The organism is Kribbella sp. NPDC050820 (assembly GCF_040653975.1).
Taxonomy (GTDB): Bacteria; Actinomycetota; Actinomycetes; order Propionibacteriales; family Kribbellaceae; genus Kribbella.
In genome coordinates this window covers 1-16,394 of the sequence record NZ_JBFAHB010000086.1, presented here as the reverse complement: position 1 = coordinate 16,394, position 16,394 = coordinate 1, and the positions used below count along the sequence as shown (strand labels likewise).

Genomic DNA, 16,394 nt, shown 5'->3' with positions numbered 1-16,394 from the left:
TGTGATCTGAGTTCTTTGGTCTTGCTGCTGCCTGCTGGCTGCTGCTGGATCGTCGGCTGGGTCATGGTCGCTTCGGCTGCGTTCCTGTCTGGGTGACTGGCTGCTGATCGGGTGGTGCTTGGGCTGTTCATCGGCTGCTGCTCGTTTCGAGTTCGCGGTTGGCGGTGGCGTCGTCGGTGTCGCTGGTGTGGTTGTCCGGTGTGGTTTCGCCGGGCTCGGCGACGAGTTGGAGCTGTCCTCGGACCTGCTGGGCAGGCGGCTGTGAGTCGCTGCCGGTGGTGGTGGGCTCGGCCCACCCGGCGAGTTCGGCCAGGCGCCGGGCGCGGTCGCTGCCGACGCCCGTGACGCGCCGGATCGCGCGCTGGCTCATCGGCCCGCCGGCGTGCTCGGCCGCGGAGTGCTCGCGCACCATCGCCAGGAATTCGTCATCGGTGCGCTCGTCACTGACCTGGGCCGCGACCGGTTCGGTGCGACTGCCGGTGCGGTCATCGGTGCGGTGCGGTGGGTACACCGGTGCGGGCGGTGCGGTGCGGGTCTCGGCGTGCACCGGTGCACCGGTCGATCCGGTGCACAGTGCACCGAGCAGGTACGCGATCAGCCACACCGGTGCACTGACCTGCCCGTCCGCGGCCCGGTCGGGCGTGCGGTCCCGGTCGGTCTCCTCGGCGCGGTCGACGGTCAGGCCGAGCGCGGCGGTGTCGACCAGAGCGAGCAGCTCGCCCGGCGTGAGCCGCCCGGCGGCGGGTAGGAGCGCGGCGAGTTCGCTGGCCGACAGCAGCCCGTCGCGGATCGTCTGCAAGGCAGCGGTCCGGGCGCCGCGGGCAGCGTCGAACGGCCACAGCCTGTGGCTCGGGCACAGCGTCGCCAGCCGGGACGCCATCCGGACGACCTGCTGCACGAGCGCCCGGGCGGCGGCCGGGTCGTCGCTGCCGGTCCGCGACAGGTGCAGCCACACCCGGGTGGTGATCACCGGGGACGTGCACCAGGTCAGCGCCGACAGCCGCGGCTTCGCGGGCTGGGCGAGCTTCATGTGCAGGCGCAGCAGGTGCGCGAGCATCTCGACCAGTACGGCGTAGGCCAGCGGGGCGAGGGCGTGCGCGACCGCGTCCGCGATGCCGTGGGCGGTGTCGATGTTCAGCCACACGGTGCCGCCGATGAACACATAGGTCGTGACCAGCGCGCCAGGGATCCGCCACCCGCGAGTAAGCGCAGCGAGTCGCAGCGCGGTGCAGGCCACGATCATGCCGTCGGCCACCAGCGGCACCAGCGGGCTGTCGAACTTCTCCGACACCGCGCCGAACGAGCGGGCACCACCGATCCCGGCGACCCCGAGCGCGGCGACGACCGCCACGACGATCAGCACCCTCCGGGTCGTGAGCCGTCCGCCCGCGACCGCTGCGGTGATCGTGGCGACGGTCCGCCGGACCGCCCACACGACAGCGGTGACGACCGCGGCCAGGATCAGCAGGGCGGCGGCGCCGGCGGCGAGCATCGGCCACGTCACCGTGCCCGCCTCGAACACGTCAGGCATGTTGAGTGTGTGGGTGGTCATCGCTGGCCTCCGGCGGTGTCGGGTACGGCGGTCAGGCCGCCGCGGCGACCGGCCTTGATCTGCTCGGGGGTGGGCGCGGGGCCGTGGGTGTCGCGGCTGGTGGCCCACCAGGTCACGAACGGGTCCGCGTCGGCCGCCAGCGGCACCGTGACCGCGGTCTGGCCGGCGGTGTCGCGGTGAGCGAGCACGTCGCAGGCCGGGGCGTACTCGCCGATGCGGCGGGTGACGCCGGGGCGCTGGCGGTCGTGCCAGTCACCGACGAGCTTGTTCGACGCCTCGTCGCTGTCGTAGGCGGTCGTCCAGGCGTCCATCAGCCACAGCAGTTCCTCAACGATCTCGGGGTGCCACAGCCAGCACGGCGGCAAGCTCTCCCGCGCGGTCGCGTACCGCAGGTAGGTGGCCTCCATCCATGGCAGCAGCTCGCTCAGCAGCGACTGCACAGCGGCTTCGTCGTCCTCGGGCAGCCGCAGCCACGACCGCACCGGCTCGACCGAGCTGGCGTCGGCTGCCTTCCCGCGGCCGGTGCCGGGACCGGCCGCTAGCTGGGTCAAGAGGTCCTCGAACGAGGCGACCGTGTTGCCGAGCGAGGCAACGGTGTCGTTCAGCCGGGCAACGGCGGTCTTCGACGCGGTCTGCTGCAGACCCTTCTTCATGGCGGCCACGTCGCGGGTCAGCGACTCGACCGAGCGGGCCAGGCCGGCGACTGCCGCGAGGGCGGCGGTGCCGGGGTCCTTCTCGTCGTCGTGCTGCATCAGGCCACTCCTCTCTCGTCCCACTCCGTTTGGCTCCTGTCGGCCCGCTCCGCGCTGAGGCGGGAAGCCTCGTCCTCGGCATGCCAGCGGGCCAGCTGCTCGTCCCGCTCGGCACCGGCCGCCACCTGGGCGGCGGTGTCCAGCCGTGCCTCGGTGCTGGCCAGTGCCTCGGCGGCCCGGGCAGCCGCGGCACGGGCCTTGTCCTTTCGCTCGGTGGTGTCGTCGTGGTGCTCGTCGTCGGTGTCGGCGCCGGCTTCGTCCTGCCAGGCCTGGACGGTGCGCCACCCGCCGGTTCCGGCCGGCGATTGGTCGGTCGGCGTAACACCGGCGGCGTGGCAGTCGCCGCACAGCTGGTCGGTCGTCCGCACGCAGTGATCGACCGGGCCGCACTCGGCGCAGACCTTCCGCGCCGCGAGGGCCTTGTTCACGGCGGCCAGCTGCTTTTCGCTCGGGGTCCGCTTCGTCTTGGCGTTGTCATCCACGTACAGCCACGCGAACCGCCGATCGCGCTTCCACGTCAACCGCGCGAACGGCTCCTGCCCACCACGAGACAGGCCGCGCTCGCGCAGCTGTCGCCGGGTGGACAGCCCGGACGGGGCCTGTCCGAACCGGAACTCGGGCAGGCCGTTGCGGACCCGGCCCGGCCAGCGCCGTCCGTCCCACAACTCGACCCATTCGACCCCGCCTGCGGGGTTGGAGCGGGCGGTCATACGATCGCCTCGATCCATCCGCCGTCGCAGATCGCCCGGTCCGGGAACGGCACCACGAGGTAACCGCGATCGTCGACCGCGGCCTCCAGCCGCACACCGTTCACGTCGACGTTCATGAACGACAGCAAGGCAGCCCAGCCCGGCTCGTCCATCTCGACGTACACCTTCGCCGGGAAACCCTTGACCGGCACGAGCTCGCGCACGGTGCCGGTACGTCCAGCGGACGCGACTGGGTCCAACTCCGGAACAGCCACCCGGACCCGAGCGCCGACCGTCAGGCCGGCGCAGCTGGCCATGATGTTCGCAACAGCGCTCCGCACGTCGATGCTCAGGGGCGAGCGGCCGACCAGAAAGCCAACGACGTTGGCCAGGTCGCAGAGATCCTCGACCGCACCCGCGGCACGTAGCCCAGCCCGACGCTCTGCGGCCTTGATCTCCGCGCGCAGCTCGGTGCGCAGCCGCGCGGCATCGGCGCGCATGTCCTCGACCTGCGCCCGCAGCTCGCGCAGCTCGCGCTGCTCGGCCGTCGCAGTCGCCGCAGGGCGCGTGCCGCGGATGAGCCTCAGCAGGGAACTCATCGGGACACCTCCTGGTGGTCGGTGCTCGGCTGCGTTCCCGTGTCGCGCCCCGTGTCACGCTTCGTGAGGGCGATGCGGGCCTTGCGCATCGCAGCGGCTAGCCGGACCCGGGCGACCAGTTCGCGGGCCGGGTCGTTGGCCTCCAGCCACGACACCGCAGCGTCGAGGCTCGCCGCGGTGGCGGTGGTGATCCGTCGTACGACGGACGCGGTCAGGCGCTGCCGTGCGGCCGTCGCGCGGTCGATCCAGGCGAGCAGCTGGTCGCGGAGCCAGGTGGTGTCGGTGAGAAGCCGGGCTCCGATGCGGTTCTCGAGCGCGGTCAGCTGGCGGCTGGTCCACTGGACGGTGTGGTGGTTGTGGAACCGTTCCGTGCGCAGGTCGCGGCGGTTCCACGCCATCTTCACGCGGCCGATCGCGGGCGGCATGCCGCGGGTGATGATCAGTGCCTGCCCGGTGCGCAGCTGTGCGACCTGGCCCGGGGTGAGGACCGGGACGCGGCGGTCGCTGATCGACACTCCGCCGGTGGTGCGGTCCTTGGTCGCGGTCTGCTCCAGGCGTTCGCCGCACAGCGTGGACCAGAACTGCAGATCGTCGTCGTCGCTGGTGCCGGCCAGGACGACCTTCGTGGTCACGTTGGTCAGCAGCGCGCCGGTGGCGGCCTCGCCGAACCGGTCACGCAGCTGCGCGCGCGACTGGGCGGAGATGTGCAGCGTGATTCCGCGGGACCCGAAGTCGCCGGTCCACCGGTCGAGCGGGATCAGGCAGATCAGCGCGGCCTCGTCCAGCACCATCGTCAGCTGCGGGTCCAACCGGCGGCCCGGTGTCCGCACCGCGAGGGCCTTGGCCTGTCGGGCGATGTGCGCGGTCAGCGCCGTGACCAGCGGCGCGGTCTTCTTGTCCTCGGCACCCAGCAGGTAGACGGTGCCGGTCTCCGCCAGCAGCCGCTCCACATCGAACGGCACCCCACCCGGTGCTGCCGCGGCGGCAGCGGTCGGGACCGACAGCCAGCTCAGCGCGGGCATGATCGTGGTGGAGATGCTGGATCGGGTCCGCTCGTTGTTGGTGAAGAACTGCATCGCCTGCTGCTCGAACCCGGTCGCGTTCGCGACCCGCAGCTCCCACAGCGCGTCGGACTTGGCCTGGTCGTCGGGGTGCGCGATCCAGCGCTGAACGTCGGCCATCGTGTACGGGCCGAGCGCAGCGGCGTGCAGCAGCGCGGTCAACGCCTGCCGGGCCAGGTTGAGCCAGTGCTCGGCGTCGTCGGACTTGGCGCCGACGCCGTCGAGCAGGTCCGAGGCGCGGTCCATCGCCACGCCAGGGTCGGTGCAGCCGGTCAGCGGGTCGAAGGTGATGGTGGACCCGTCGTCGGTCAGGCCGTCGGGGTCGAACACCCACACCGGGCCACGCTTGCCGCGCTGGGTGCGGGTGATGTCGAGGATGTCGGTCTTCGTGGAAGTGGCAATCACCGCGCCCGGCGCGTCCAGCAGATGATTCATCATCAGCCCGGTCTTGCCCGCGCGCGGCCCGGCCACCGTCAGCGTGTGGTCCTCCGCGCTCGAGCGGACCTTGACCCAGCCGACCGTGGCCACGGTCGCGCCGATCTGCGTGAGCGGCACGAACCGCCGCCTCCACGCGGGAACCTCGCCCAGCGAAGGGCGCACGATCTTGGCCTTCTTGCGCAGCATCCGCGCCGACGACACCCGCCGCACATCCCACCCCGACGCCAGCCCGTCAGTCACACGCCCAGCCCGGCCGAGGCGGCGCAGCAGCCCGCGCGAGCTGGACCGCGACCGCAGCGTGAACCCCGCCGTCACCAGCACCGCGACGACCGCGGCGGCCAGCAGCTGCCACCAATGGGCCGAGGCCTCCACCGACGCGGGCAGCGCCCGCAGCCCGAACCCGGTGTACGTGAGCCACGCCGCGAGCGCGACGCCTCCGCCGACCGGGCGGTTCACCGCCACCAGGCCGAGAGTGATCAGTAGCAGCACACCGGCCGCGATGACCCATCCGGCCGCGCCGCCCGGCGCGTGTAGGCGAACACCGGCAGCGCCGGCCAGCAGCACCCACAGCGGTGCCGCGACCAGTGGGCCGTGCATCAGCCGCCAAAACAACAGCCCCGCGGTCGCCAAACCGACCACACCGGTCGCCGCCGCCCAGTACCCGGTCTCCGTCAGCGCCGGGGTCCGGTCCCACGCGACCGCCGCGACACCAGTTGCCGTCAGCAACACCATCGCTGCGGTAAACCGGGGCACCATCACGCCCTCGGTCTTGGTCGGGCGCCGCATCATCGCGCACCCCCGATCAGCACACCGGCCACCGCGAACACAGCCCCGACCACGGCCGTGGCGAACGAGATCCGCAGCCACTGGTGCTTGGTCCAGGCGATGTCGGCCAGCCGCTTGGCCTGGTGCGTCACCGCCACCAACGGGTCGGCGACCTTCTTGCCCGCCCACAGCGGGTCGATGTGCTCGCCGATCAGCTGGCCGACCGGGCGGCTGCGGACCGCGCCGAAGTACAAGAACTCCCCCGGCGCCGAAGCGTCGGCCGGGCGGTGCAACCGCGGAACCACCACCAACAGCGCCGACCCCAGCGCGACCGCCAGCGCCACCAGCGCGACACCGAACAGCACCCGCGCGAGCAGCGGGTCGCTGTGCGACTGCGACACCAGCGTCAGCACCACCGCCGTCAGCGCCGTCTCCACCGTCGCCGCGAAACCGGCCTTCGTGTCCGCCTTGTCGATCGCCGCAGCGGCCGAGTCATGCATCCGCCACACCAAATCCAGCTGGATACGCTCGTTCATCGCGCACCACCTGGCGCATCGGCGGGAGCCTGCGCGGGCTGCACGCTGTCGCTGTACGACATGAAAGCGTTGTGCGCCGCCATCTGGTCAGCGGTGATCGCGGTAGAGCCCACGCGAACCGGGCCGAACCGCGTTTCGACCTCGTAGAAGCCGACCTCCGGCTTGTCGGTCGCGGTCTTGCCGAGCGCGGCGGCAACCTGATCGACCACTGCCCGCTTAGCGCTCCACTGGTCGAGCAGCGCGGTGGAGAAACTGGCCTCCACCCGCGGCGCCGGCAGCTCCGAGTGAGCCGCCACGAACGCGGCCAGCGCGAACAGGCCGCGAATCACCGCGGCATGCCCAGCCGGAACCTCCAACATTCCAATCGGCGGCACCCACTCCGTGCCACTCTGCACTGCGTCAGTCATGCTGTAGACCTCTCGAACTCGTACCTGAGTGATGGGAGAACCGGCCCTGTTCTGGTTGGCGCCCGTACGGGGCCGGTCCGGGATTTGTCTGCGCCCTGCGGTGGACCGCGGGCTCATCCGGCGACCTCTGTCGGCCGCCACTCGGCGGCATCCACCACACCGCCGCTCGCGATCGCAGCAGCCACGAGGTCGTCAAGCGCTCGGCCCGGCACGAATAGCCGCCGGCCCACGCGCACAGTTGGGAACTCGCCCGCCGCGATCACGCGGTAGAGCGTCATCCTCGACAGGCCGAGGATCTCGGCCGCCTCGGTGATGCTGAGGAACTTCCGTGACTTCTCGACGGAGTTGACGTCTGTCATTTCGTATCTCCTTGAGGGCTGGTCTATGTCACCTAGCCTAATCTAGGTCACTTTATTACACAACAGTTCACAGGGGACTGACCTAGATACCTAGGTCGATTAGGGTTGGGGTGTGCAGGTGAAGATCAACGACCCCCGGCCGTCCTACGTCCAGATAGCTGACGGCGTACGCCGTGCAATCCTGACCGGCGAGCTGGCGGCTGGCACGAAGCTTCCGTCCGGGCGCGAACTCGCCAAGGAGTGGGGAGTCGCTGTCATGACTGCCCAGAAGGCCGTTGACCAACTACGGGCGGAAGGTCTCGTGCATAGCCAGCAGGGTCGAGGGGTGTTCGTCGCGGCGTCGCCGAAGAGTCCCCCTGAGGACACTGGCGCGAGTGAACTCCGAGAGACTGTTGAGGATCTGCGGCGCAGACTCGCAGCTGTCGAGCGACGCCTGGGTATGGATGATGACAGCGCGAACTAGTGAGGTCAGTACGACTAGCGGCGGCTGGTGAGTTCATGAGAACCAGTGGACACTGGAGTAGACGACACGACCCGGACAAAGTGTCCGGGTAGGTCGTTGGGGCGCTGGCCTATCGTTGTCGGTATGCGCGGAGCCGGCGATCACCTCAGCATCGGGGAACGGGTCGCGTTCTACCGTGTTCGTCGCGGCCTCACCCAGTCGGTGCTGGCAAGCCTGGTGGGGCGGACCGAAGACTGGTTAAGCAAGATCGAGCGGGGCGAACGGGAGATTCGTCGGCTAGACGTACTCGCGGAGCTCGCGTCAGCGCTACGGGTGTCGCTCGGCGACCTGCTTGGTCAGCCCGTCCTTCTCGAGGACGATCACCAGCACGACGACGTGCCGGCGATCCGCGACGCGCTAATGGCTCCTCGCAGGCTCTCGCGGGTCTTGTTCCCGAACGACCAGCTCGGTCGGGCGCCTGACATCGAGCAGGTCGCAAACCTGACCGAAGGAGCCTGGGAGCATTATCAGCTCGGCCGCATCGGGCGCACAGTCGAAATGTTGCCCGAGCTCATCCGCGCCGCTCAAGCTCTCGAAACAGAGGCGAATGGCAGTGGTCGCGGATCAGCGGTCTCGGCTCGCATCCATCACCTCGCTGCAACGACTCTCACCAAGATCGGGGAATCTGACCTGTCGTGGATCGCGGCTGAGAGAGCGATGAACGCAGCGGATAACTCGGACGATCCACTTGTGCTCGCGTCTGCTGCGAGGGCTGGCACACACGCCTTGCTAGCAGTCGGCAGATACGATGACGCACTCCAACTGGGACAAACCGCGCGCTCGTGGCTGACCACGAATGTCCGAGACATGGACCCGGCGGCTTTGAGCTTGCTCGGCATGCTCGATCTCCGTATGGCCACGGCTGCCGCTAGGCGCAACGATAGGGCGACCGCCAATGAACTCCTGGCTGCTGCCGACTCGGCTGCTCAGCGTCTCGGCGCGGACGCCAACTACTGGCAAACCTCCTTCGGTCCGACGAATGTGATGCTTCACCGGTTGTCCGCTGCTCTCGATCTCGGCGACGTCGCGTATGTGACCGAACACGGCCCCCGCGTCGACTCATCGGTACTTCCGACGGTGCGCCAGGTCGCACACGGCATCGACATCGCGCGAGCACATAGCTACTCGGCTCAAGACGACGAGGCAATTGCCGCGCTCCTCGATGCAGAGGCAAAATCCCCGCAGCTTGTGCGCCATAATCCCGCTGTGCGCGAGATCGTACGAGAAATCCACCGGCGGACCCCGATTGCCGGTGGTCGGGGAGCACAGGTGCTGGCCCTCGCCGAGCGCTGTAGGGCAGTTCAATGAGCGGACGCACTCTCGGACTGGTCTGTGCAGCGGCCGGCGGAATTGAGCACGTCCGCGAGGAACTCATCGAACCAATGCTCGAAGGCGGGTGGACTGTTGCGGTCACGCTCACTCCAACCGCCGCAACATGGTTAGAGGCGACCGGGGAATTCGGCAAGATCGAAGCCGTCACCGGTCTGCCGGTTCGTAGCGCACCGCGGCTACCTCAGGAGACTAGCCCGCATCCTGCCGTGGACTGCTACGCGGCCGTGCCGGCGACCGCCAATCTAGTAGCCAAGCTCGCGCTTGGCATCGCCGACAGCCAAGCACTCACCCAACTGTGCGAGGCGATCGGGGGCGGCCGCCCACCGGTCGTCATCTTTCCGCGGATCAACGCAGCGCACGCTGGTCAACCCGCATGGGAGCACCATCTCGCCGCATTGGCTGGCGCTGGCGTCCACCTGGTCTACGGCGAGGACGTTTGGCCGCTTCACGCGCCTCGAAGCGCGCCGAACAAAGAACTCCCTTGGCGCGCCATCCGCGCTGCGATCGAGGCCGCTGCAATCGGTGCGGCGTGAACATTGGGCAGCCGAGTAGGCGTCATATCAAAGTGAGCTGATCGTTGTTCGGCTTGGAGCCAGGCATCAGGTCGCCGCGCTCTCTCAGGTGGTAGACGACTCGGTCACTCCTGAAGCTTGACGTTGGACGCGCCGCCCCCCTGCTCCAGGACGATGGGGCGTCGACCTCGTGACGTCTGAATGAATCCCTCGTCCGCCAGCAGAGCGATAGCACGATGAGCGGTACCGACGGCGACGCCGTATCTGCGCGCAAGATCCTTGACTGGCGGTAGAACGTCGCCCACACCCAGCACCCCGCATCTAATGGCTCCGCGCAGGTCTCGAGCGATCTGAATGTACGGGCCGCGCGGTGTCGAGCCTTCTTCGGCGATGTCGGAGCTTGCGCGGCCGACAGCGCCGTTAGCGAGAACTCCAGCCGGGCGTGCAGGCATACGACCGGCGAGGGCCGGCGCGGCACGTTGATCCGCCTCAGCCAGCCAAGCAGCGTAGACGCGGAGTGTTGTAGCTCCGCCACCGCCATGCCCCAACCGGCCCGCCACGGCCCTGATGTTCACGCCCGCATTCAGCAGTTCTGTAGCGGAGTAGTGCCTGAGCTTGTGAAGCGTGCTGTCGATACGGAGCCGGCGCGCCATACGTTCGAACCGGTGGGTCGTCGTGCTCGGGTCTAGGAATGTTCCGTGATTCGGCGCGAGGGAGAAGACATAGCCCCTGTCGTCCATCTTGACGCCGAGTTCCTCGGCCTGGGCCTCAGCTAGGGCTCGATGTTCGCGGAGAATTCCCGTGGTCTCCTCGTCAAGCACGATCCTGCGGTGTTGATGGCTCTTGGTGTCCTTCTCGACCCACTCGCCGTTCTCGCCTTTCCCGATCGCCCGCTCGATGACAACGACGCTGTTGTCGAGCTTTAGGTGGTACCAATGGAGCGCGCAGAGTTCGCCACGACGTGCACCTGTGGTCATGGCGGTCCAGACGAAGACACCCCAGTCCGGTCCTCGTGCCCACGCCTCGTTCACGAGCTGGGCGGCCTCCTGGGCAGTTGGTGGTCCCGGCTTGGCTGTCGGTATGGCTGGCTTTCTGGCCACGTTTGCAGGGTTGACGCCGATCCATCCCCACCGCACTGCAGCGTCGAAGGCACCGCTAAGAATCCAGTGGACCGTGCGAATCCCTGACGCCTTGTAGGGCCTGCACTCATGTGGCTTGCACATACGCTTGCACCTGCGGCATGCAGGATCGAACGGCTCGCACGACCCAGACGCACCGTGCTCGTCGCAGACGTGCGGGTGCGTAGTGCGGTGCTGAATGTAGTCCCGACCGTGGCAGTGGTCCCGGCAGCGCCGGAGGTCGGCGTACAGCGACTCAAGCGTGTCGGCCTGGATCCGCGCGATCGGAGTCGATCCGAGAATCGGGCGGATGTGCTTGCTCGCCTTGCTGGCGTAGTCCCGCCGGGTTCCAGGGGCGACGTCGAGTCCGACTTCGAAGTAGCGGTCGAGCAGCTGGTTGAGAGTGGCAGATGTCCGCGGCGCACGTCTCTCGTCAACTTGGTTCTGAAGCCTGGTGAGCGCCTTCTCAGCCTTCCGTTTGGCGTCCGGTCCGGCGGCGATGGTCTCCCTGAGGTACACAGGCTTCTTGGTGACCGGATCGACGCCGGCATAGACCCGCACCCTGTATGCGCCGCCGCGCTCCTCGATGTTGCCTCGATGTTTGCGGGCACTCTTCGTAGCCACGCTGCGATCGTACGAGACCGTTCATGCCCAGCGCCATGCCCATGCCCAGAGTTGACGCGCGTGCAGTCAGGCGACAAGGACGGTCAGGGCACGAAAAAGCCCAGGTCAGAAGGGGTTTCTGCCTGGGCTTGAGGGGCGCGCTCGGAGGGATTCGAACCCCCAACCTTCTGATCCGTAGTCAGATGCTCTATCCGTTGAGCTACGAGCGCTGGACAACGACGAGTAACGATACATGGCGGGGGCCGGTGTAGGCCAATCGGGCTCGACGGGTGGGTTTCGGGCGGTGCGGCGGGCGGGGTGGGGAGGGGCGGCGGCCCTACGATCCGGGGCATGGGCATTGAGGACTAGCTGGGTGGGCGGGATCTGGGGGACGTGAAGAAGGCGGTCGGGTTCGTGATGGAGAACTCGGACGATTTCGAGAAGGTGCTGCAGCTGGTGCGGGGGTTGCCGGACGACGCGGTGGGGCTCATCGGGAAGTTGCCGGAGTTGCTGAAGACGGTCGGGTCGGGGCTGGCCGAGGCGGGGGAGCAGGCGGCGAAGGCGGCCGGGACGCTGGTCGGGGACGACGGGAGGGTGGGGCGCGGCAGGCGCTGACCGGGAGCGCGAACACGATGAACTCGGCCAAGGACAAGCTGAAGGACGCGGCCGGGATGCTGTCGGGGCTGGCGGGTGAGCTGGACAAGATCCCGGGGATCGGGGACGCGGCGGCGAAGAAGCTGAACGACGGGAGCGGGCAGGTCGGCGGGGTCGCGACCGAGATCGAGAGCCTGGCCGGGAATCTGCAGGATCTGTCGGGGATCCTGGCCACAGTCGGCGACGCGCTCAAGGGCCTCGGGACGAAGCTGTCCGAGTCCGGCGGATCGGTCCAGACTCTCCTCGACTGACAAACTGACCAAACTGACAAAGAGGGAACCGGTTGCTCCCTGCACTCGTCCAACGACGCGTCGTTGACGGGCAAGGGAGGACCTCTGCGTGACTAAGGTCGCGGGCATGGCGAGTCGACTGGTGCGGGGTACGGCGATCGCGTGTGGGGTCGCCGTGGTCGCAGGGGCGGGGATCGGGTTCGCGCTCGGTGACCCGGTGCAGCCGGAGGACATCGTGCCGGCCCGCAAGCTGCCGGCCGACGTGTGCGAGCGGATCGGCGACGTGTCCAGCCTGTTGCCCCAGGCATCCAAGGGCGAGGTCTCGCTGACCCAGGCGGGGACCTCGGTGATCACCTGCGCCGCGCAGGCCGATCCCCGCTCGCAGCGCACCTACTCCGCCGCGGTGGTGAAGCTGACCATCACGCCGTACGGCGGCCGGGACTTCGGCGCAGGCCGCGCACCGCTGAACCCGGCGCAGAACGCGAAGTGGACGTGGGAGCGGAGCCCGCTCGACGCCGTCGCCGACCGGCCGTACCCGACCAAGCTGAGCGCGACCGCGCGGGGCATCGCCGGCCAGTCGTGGTCGGTTCATGCAATCGTGCAGCGCGGCGATGTGGTCGTCAACGTGGACTACACGGCCTACCCGGTCGAGCAGAAGAGCGCAGAGCAGGCGGCGCTGGTGCTGGCGGACCGCGCGATCTGGGAGACGAAGTGAACAGCACGCCGCAGATCCCCGGCTACGAGTTCGACCAGCAGCTGCTGGCGCATCCGCTGGCGGAGTTGTGGCGCGGCCGCAGCTTCACCGGCATGGAGGTCGTCGCGCTGTTGCTGAGCGAGACCGGCGCACGGGACGAGGTCGTGCGTGACCGCCTCGTGCAGGCCGGCCGCGGCGCCGCACTCGAGCCCGGGCAGCTGCAAACGCCGCTGTGGGCCGCGAACTTCAGCACCGACCGCCCATACGCGATCACCCAGCTGATCCCCGGCCAGTCCGGCGCCGAGCGGCTGATCGACCCACTCGACGGCGTCCTTGGCAACGACGAGGAGTCCCTGCAGGCGGTCCGCTCCCAGCTCAGCGGGTACGGCGCCATCCCCCCGGCGGCCGCAACCCCGCAAGACCAACCGCCGTCCCCCGCAGCCCAGCCACCAGGTGAGCAGACCCTGCAGAGCGCGATGGAGGCGGCGCTGCAGCCCGCGAAACCACGGCAGTCCAAGGTCGAGCTCGCCCGCGAGTACCGGCACAAGATCGGCACCTGGGTCTACGTCGTTGCCGTGATCATCGTCTTGTTGGTCTTCACCGTCACGTACTCGATCGGCTCCACGATCGGCAGCGCGGTCAAGGACGAGCCGGTCGAGGCTGTGCCTGCCGCGGTCACCCCGAGCCCTCTCCCGCCGTCGGTCATGCTCCCCGGTGTCCCGCGGATCACGACCGCGAAGTACAAGCCTCCGACCGGTGCCCCCGGCGTCCTCGGTGCGACGTACCCGGCCGGCGCGGATGTGCAGCCGGTCCTGACCGGCGGGCTCCCGTTCGCGTTCGGGTGGCCGCGGCCGCCCGAGGTCAGCTCGCTCGGTGAGTCCGGCGAGGCGATCTACCGCCGCGTGCAGACCGCTGCGATGAGGGACCGGCCGCGCGGGACGCTCGACGCCCGGATCGCGCTGCACCCGTGCAAGGACCTGGCCGCCTGCATGGCCGACCGGCCCGCGTTCGACAAGGCCTGGACGGCCGCATTCACGGCGCCCGCGCCGGAGACTGCCAAGGAACCGAGGACCTGGTTCACCGAGCAGGGTGACTCTCAGAAGACGAAGGTGTACGCGCTGACGATGACGCACGCTTTCATCAGTGGCGGCCAGTGGTGGCTGGTCGGGGTGATGGCCACCGGCGTCGCCGGAGAGGAAGCGGACGTCCAGCGCATCGTGAACGACATCTGGCGGCAGACCAGCTGATCCGCCGAAGAATCTTCAGCAACGGCCCGCGCATCCAGCGCGGGCCGTTCTCATTTTCACAAGGTTCACCGGAAAGCGATTGTCGCGAAAACTTTGTGAGCGGGCTCACATGCTCCTGGTTCTCACCACGCGTTCGAGTCGCGTACCGTTAGTACCACTTGCACACTGGTATATGTCCACTGGACGCACTGGTATGCGACAGATCACACCGCCAGCCAGCTGGATCGCACCGCCGGAGACCCCGGCGGCCGGAGCCGTACCTTCCCTTCAGCGTCGAGGGGCAGGCCGGCCGCCGGGCCCGACAGCCGAGAGGGAATGAGCCGCCGATGACGACCACCGCCAGCCCGACCCATACCGAAGCCGACGCCACCGCCGACCCGGAGCCCCTCAAAGCCGAGGCCTACGACCTGACTGACGCCCCGACGAAGCACGCCGGCCTGCTGGCCTGGGTCGCGGAGGTCGCCGCACTGACGCAGCCGGACCGGATCCACTGGATGGACGGCTCGGACGCGGAGTACGCGCAGCTCACCGACGAGCTGATCGCGGCCGGCACCATGGTCCGGCTGAACGACGAGAAGAAGCCGAACTCGTTCTGGGTCCGCACCGACCCGTCGGACGTCGCGCGGGTCGAGCAGCGCACGTTCATCTGCTCGGTCAACGAGGAAGACGCCGGTCCGACCAACAACTGGATGGACCCGGGCGAGATGAAGGCCCTGATGACTGGGCTGTACCGCGGCTCGATGCGCGGCCGGACGATGTACGTCGTCCCGTTCTGCATGGGCCCGCTGACCGCGGAGAAGCCGATGTTCGGGGTCGAGATCACCGACTCCGCGTACGTGGTCGCGTCGATGCGGATCATGGCCCGCACCGGCGCCGACGTACTCGAGAAGATGGGCACCGACGCGAACTACGTGCCCTGTCTGCACTCCGTCGGCGCCCCGCTCCAAGAGGGCGAGAAGGACGTGCCGTGGCCCTGCAACGACGAGAAGTACATCGTGCAGTTCCCCGAGGAGCGGGCGATCTGGTCCTACGGCTCCGGGTACGGCGGCAACTCGCTGCTCGGCAAGAAGTGCTACTCGCTGCGGATCGCGTCGGCGATGGCTCGGGACGAGGGCTGGCTCGCCGAGCACATGCTGATCCTGAAGCTGATCTCGCCGGAGAAGAAGGTCCACTACATCGCGGCCGCGTTCCCGAGCGCCTGCGGCAAGACCAACCTGGCGATGCTCGACCCGACCCTGGAGGGCTGGGAGGTCGAGACGCTCGGCGACGACATCGCCTGGATGCGGTTCGGCGCGGACGGCCGGCTGTACGCGGTGAACCCCGAGTTCGGCCTGTTCGGCGTGGCCCCGGGTACCGGCTGGAAGACCAACCCGAACGCGATGCGCACGATCGAGAAGGGCAACTCGGTCTTCACGAACGTCGCGCTCACCGACGACGGTGACGTCTGGTGGGAGGGTTACTCGCCGACCCCGCCGAACCACCTGACCGACTGGAAGGGCCGGGAGTGGACGCCGGACTCGGGCGAGCTGTCGAGCCACCCGAACAGCCGGTTCTGCACCCCGATCAAGCAGTGCCCGATCATCGCCGACGAGTACGAGGACCCGAACGGCGTGCCGATATCGGCGATCATCTTCGGCGGCCGCCGGGCCACCACGGTGCCGCTGGTGACCGAGTCGCGGGACTGGGACCACGGTGTGTTCATGGGCGCGACGCTGTCGTCCGAGACCACCGCGGCCGCGGTCGGCGAGGTCGGCGTCGTACGGCGGGACCCGATGGCGATGCTGCCGTTCCTCGGCTACAACGCGGGTGACTACTTCGACCACTGGCTGACCGTCGGCAAGGAGCACGACGCCTCCAAGCTGCCGCGGATCTTCTACGTGAACTGGTTCCGCAAGGACGAGGCCGGCAAGTTCGTCTGGCCCGGGTTCAGCGAGAACAGCCGGGTGCTGAAGTGGGTGATCGAGCGGATCGAGGGCCAGGCCGCCGCGGTCGAGACCCCGATCGGCCGGGTGCCGACCGCCGACGCGCTGGACGTGTCCGGCCTGGACATGACCGACGAGGAGCTGGCGATCGCGCTGAAGTTCGACGCCGACGAGTGGCGGACCGAGCTGCCGCTGATCGAGGAGTGGTTCGCCAAGCTCGGTGACAAGGTTCCAGCCACGCTGAAGCTCGAGCTCGACAACCTGCGAGCGCGGCTCGGCTGACCCAGACTCCGACCTGCCGATTCGGAAGCCGGCACGTCGGACGGAAAGCGCGGCGCCCGGGGCGGGGGGGGGGGGCGCCGGGCCCACGGCCGACCCGACCAGCGGCAAGAACCTGGCGTACGCACTGGGCACCCTCGCGC

17 protein-coding genes and 1 tRNA gene are annotated in these 16,394 nt (G+C 68.9%); 8 read left to right on the top strand and 10 right to left on the bottom strand.

The genetic code is table 11. The features are described from left to right. Nucleotides 1-127 precede the first annotated feature (127 nt). The 8 genes from AB0H36_RS41580 to AB0H36_RS41545 form a co-directional block, all read right to left on the bottom strand. Nucleotides 128-1,552, bottom strand: coding sequence for a DUF2637 domain-containing protein (locus AB0H36_RS41580; protein ID WP_360536465.1), 1,425 nt, complete (start codon nucleotides 1,550-1,552; stop codon nucleotides 128-130). Then, a complete protein-coding gene (locus tag AB0H36_RS41575) occupies nucleotides 1,549-2,304 on the bottom strand; it encodes a hypothetical protein (RefSeq protein WP_360536463.1) in 756 nt (251 codons plus the stop codon). The genes AB0H36_RS41580 and AB0H36_RS41575 overlap by 4 nt, the downstream gene beginning before the upstream one ends. Then, on the bottom strand, nucleotides 2,304-3,014 hold the full coding sequence (locus AB0H36_RS41570; RefSeq protein ID WP_360536461.1) for an RRQRL motif-containing zinc-binding protein: 711 nt from the start codon (nucleotides 3,012-3,014) through the stop codon (nucleotides 2,304-2,306). Before AB0H36_RS41570 ends, AB0H36_RS41575 begins: the two co-directional genes overlap by 1 nt. Then, on the bottom strand, nucleotides 3,011-3,592 hold the full coding sequence (locus AB0H36_RS41565; RefSeq protein ID WP_360536459.1) for a hypothetical protein: 582 nt from the start codon (nucleotides 3,590-3,592) through the stop codon (nucleotides 3,011-3,013). Before AB0H36_RS41565 ends, AB0H36_RS41570 begins: the two co-directional genes overlap by 4 nt. Continuing rightward, complete coding sequence (locus AB0H36_RS41560; RefSeq protein ID WP_360536457.1) at nucleotides 3,589-5,877, bottom strand: type IV secretory system conjugative DNA transfer family protein; 2,289 nt, start codon at nucleotides 5,875-5,877, stop codon at nucleotides 3,589-3,591. Before AB0H36_RS41560 ends, AB0H36_RS41565 begins: the two co-directional genes overlap by 4 nt. Beyond that, the gene (locus AB0H36_RS41555; RefSeq protein WP_360536455.1) at nucleotides 5,877-6,392 is read right to left on the bottom strand and encodes a Pycsar system effector family protein; all 516 of its coding nucleotides are present in this window, start codon (nucleotides 6,390-6,392) and stop codon (nucleotides 5,877-5,879) included. The genes AB0H36_RS41560 and AB0H36_RS41555 overlap by 1 nt, the downstream gene beginning before the upstream one ends. Beyond that, complete coding sequence (locus tag AB0H36_RS41550) at nucleotides 6,389-6,721, bottom strand: hypothetical protein (RefSeq protein WP_360536453.1); 333 nt, start codon at nucleotides 6,719-6,721, stop codon at nucleotides 6,389-6,391. Before AB0H36_RS41550 ends, AB0H36_RS41555 begins: the two co-directional genes overlap by 4 nt. Before the next feature lie 191 nt (nucleotides 6,722-6,912). Continuing rightward, nucleotides 6,913-7,158 (bottom strand): helix-turn-helix domain-containing protein, encoded by a 246-nt coding sequence (locus tag AB0H36_RS41545; RefSeq protein WP_360536451.1) that lies wholly within the window; start codon nucleotides 7,156-7,158, stop codon nucleotides 6,913-6,915. Between the two features lie 118 nt (nucleotides 7,159-7,276). On the opposite strand from AB0H36_RS41545, the gene AB0H36_RS41540 reads away from it, so the two are divergent. The 3 genes from AB0H36_RS41540 (at nucleotide 7,277) to AB0H36_RS41530 (ending at nucleotide 9,525) form a co-directional block, all read left to right on the top strand. Further along, nucleotides 7,277-7,621: a GntR family transcriptional regulator gene (locus tag AB0H36_RS41540; protein ID WP_360536449.1), complete on the top strand. Its 345-nt coding sequence runs from the start codon at nucleotides 7,277-7,279 to the stop codon at nucleotides 7,619-7,621. Between the two features lie 123 nt (nucleotides 7,622-7,744). After that, nucleotides 7,745-8,968 carry a helix-turn-helix transcriptional regulator gene (locus tag AB0H36_RS41535; protein WP_360536446.1) on the top strand — a complete coding sequence of 408 codons (1,224 nt, stop codon included), beginning with the start codon at nucleotides 7,745-7,747 and terminating at the stop codon, nucleotides 8,966-8,968. Beyond that, the gene (locus AB0H36_RS41530) at nucleotides 8,965-9,525 is read left to right on the top strand and encodes a flavoprotein (RefSeq protein ID WP_360536444.1); all 561 of its coding nucleotides are present in this window, start codon (nucleotides 8,965-8,967) and stop codon (nucleotides 9,523-9,525) included. The genes AB0H36_RS41535 and AB0H36_RS41530 overlap by 4 nt, the downstream gene beginning before the upstream one ends. Nucleotides 9,526-9,629: 104 nt before the next feature. Here AB0H36_RS41530 and AB0H36_RS41525 read toward each other — a convergent pair whose 3' ends face one another. Beyond that, the gene (locus AB0H36_RS41525; RefSeq protein WP_360536442.1) at nucleotides 9,630-11,246 is read right to left on the bottom strand and encodes a tyrosine-type recombinase/integrase; all 1,617 of its coding nucleotides are present in this window, start codon (nucleotides 11,244-11,246) and stop codon (nucleotides 9,630-9,632) included. A 136-nt stretch (nucleotides 11,247-11,382) separates the two neighbouring features. Continuing rightward, nucleotides 11,383-11,455 (bottom strand) — tRNA-Arg (locus AB0H36_RS41520). A gap of 163 nt (nucleotides 11,456-11,618) precedes the next feature. Between AB0H36_RS41520 and AB0H36_RS41515 the strand changes: the two genes are divergently transcribed. From AB0H36_RS41515 to AB0H36_RS41495, 5 genes are all read left to right on the top strand, one after another. After that, entirely contained in the window at nucleotides 11,619-11,840 is a 222-nt protein-coding gene (locus tag AB0H36_RS41515; protein WP_360536440.1) for a hypothetical protein, read from the top strand. A gap of 17 nt (nucleotides 11,841-11,857) precedes the next feature. Then, entirely contained in the window at nucleotides 11,858-12,130 is a 273-nt protein-coding gene (locus AB0H36_RS41510) for a hypothetical protein (RefSeq protein ID WP_360536438.1), read from the top strand. 106 nt (nucleotides 12,131-12,236) lie between these two features. Continuing rightward, on the top strand, nucleotides 12,237-12,824 hold the full coding sequence (locus tag AB0H36_RS41505; protein ID WP_360536436.1) for a hypothetical protein: 588 nt from the start codon (nucleotides 12,237-12,239) through the stop codon (nucleotides 12,822-12,824). Further along, nucleotides 12,821-14,050, top strand: coding sequence for a hypothetical protein (locus AB0H36_RS41500; RefSeq protein WP_360536434.1), 1,230 nt, complete (start codon nucleotides 12,821-12,823; stop codon nucleotides 14,048-14,050). Before AB0H36_RS41505 ends, AB0H36_RS41500 begins: the two co-directional genes overlap by 4 nt. Nucleotides 14,051-14,376: 326 nt before the next feature. Next, a complete protein-coding gene (locus AB0H36_RS41495) occupies nucleotides 14,377-16,254 on the top strand; it encodes a phosphoenolpyruvate carboxykinase (GTP) (RefSeq protein WP_360536432.1) in 1,878 nt (625 codons plus the stop codon). Nucleotides 16,255-16,394: the final 140 nt, after the last annotated feature.

Excerpts from the sequence above, each read along its gene's own strand:
- AB0H36_RS41575 (WP_360536463.1), bottom strand. The coding sequence starts at position 2,304 with ATGCAGCACGACGACGAGAAGGACCCCGGCACCGCCGCCCTCGCGGCA.
- AB0H36_RS41545 (WP_360536451.1), bottom strand. The coding sequence starts at position 7,158 with ATGACAGACGTCAACTCCGTCGAGAAGTCACGGAAGTTCCTCAGCATC.
- AB0H36_RS41565 (WP_360536459.1), bottom strand. The coding sequence starts at position 3,592 with ATGAGTTCCCTGCTGAGGCTCATCCGCGGCACGCGCCCTGCGGCGACT.
- AB0H36_RS41495 (WP_360536432.1), top strand. The coding sequence starts at position 14,377 with ATGACGACCACCGCCAGCCCGACCCATACCGAAGCCGACGCCACCGCC.
- AB0H36_RS41530 (WP_360536444.1), top strand. The coding sequence starts at position 8,965 with ATGAGCGGACGCACTCTCGGACTGGTCTGTGCAGCGGCCGGCGGAATT.
- AB0H36_RS41580 (WP_360536465.1), bottom strand. The coding sequence starts at position 1,552 with ATGACCACCCACACACTCAACATGCCTGACGTGTTCGAGGCGGGCACG.
- AB0H36_RS41510 (WP_360536438.1), top strand. The coding sequence starts at position 11,858 with ATGAACTCGGCCAAGGACAAGCTGAAGGACGCGGCCGGGATGCTGTCG.
- AB0H36_RS41505 (WP_360536436.1), top strand. The coding sequence starts at position 12,237 with ATGGCGAGTCGACTGGTGCGGGGTACGGCGATCGCGTGTGGGGTCGCC.
- AB0H36_RS41570 (WP_360536461.1), bottom strand. The coding sequence starts at position 3,014 with ATGACCGCCCGCTCCAACCCCGCAGGCGGGGTCGAATGGGTCGAGTTG.
- AB0H36_RS41535 (WP_360536446.1), top strand. The coding sequence starts at position 7,745 with ATGCGCGGAGCCGGCGATCACCTCAGCATCGGGGAACGGGTCGCGTTC.
- AB0H36_RS41555 (WP_360536455.1), bottom strand. The coding sequence starts at position 6,392 with ATGAACGAGCGTATCCAGCTGGATTTGGTGTGGCGGATGCATGACTCG.
- AB0H36_RS41560 (WP_360536457.1), bottom strand. The coding sequence starts at position 5,877 with ATGCGGCGCCCGACCAAGACCGAGGGCGTGATGGTGCCCCGGTTTACC.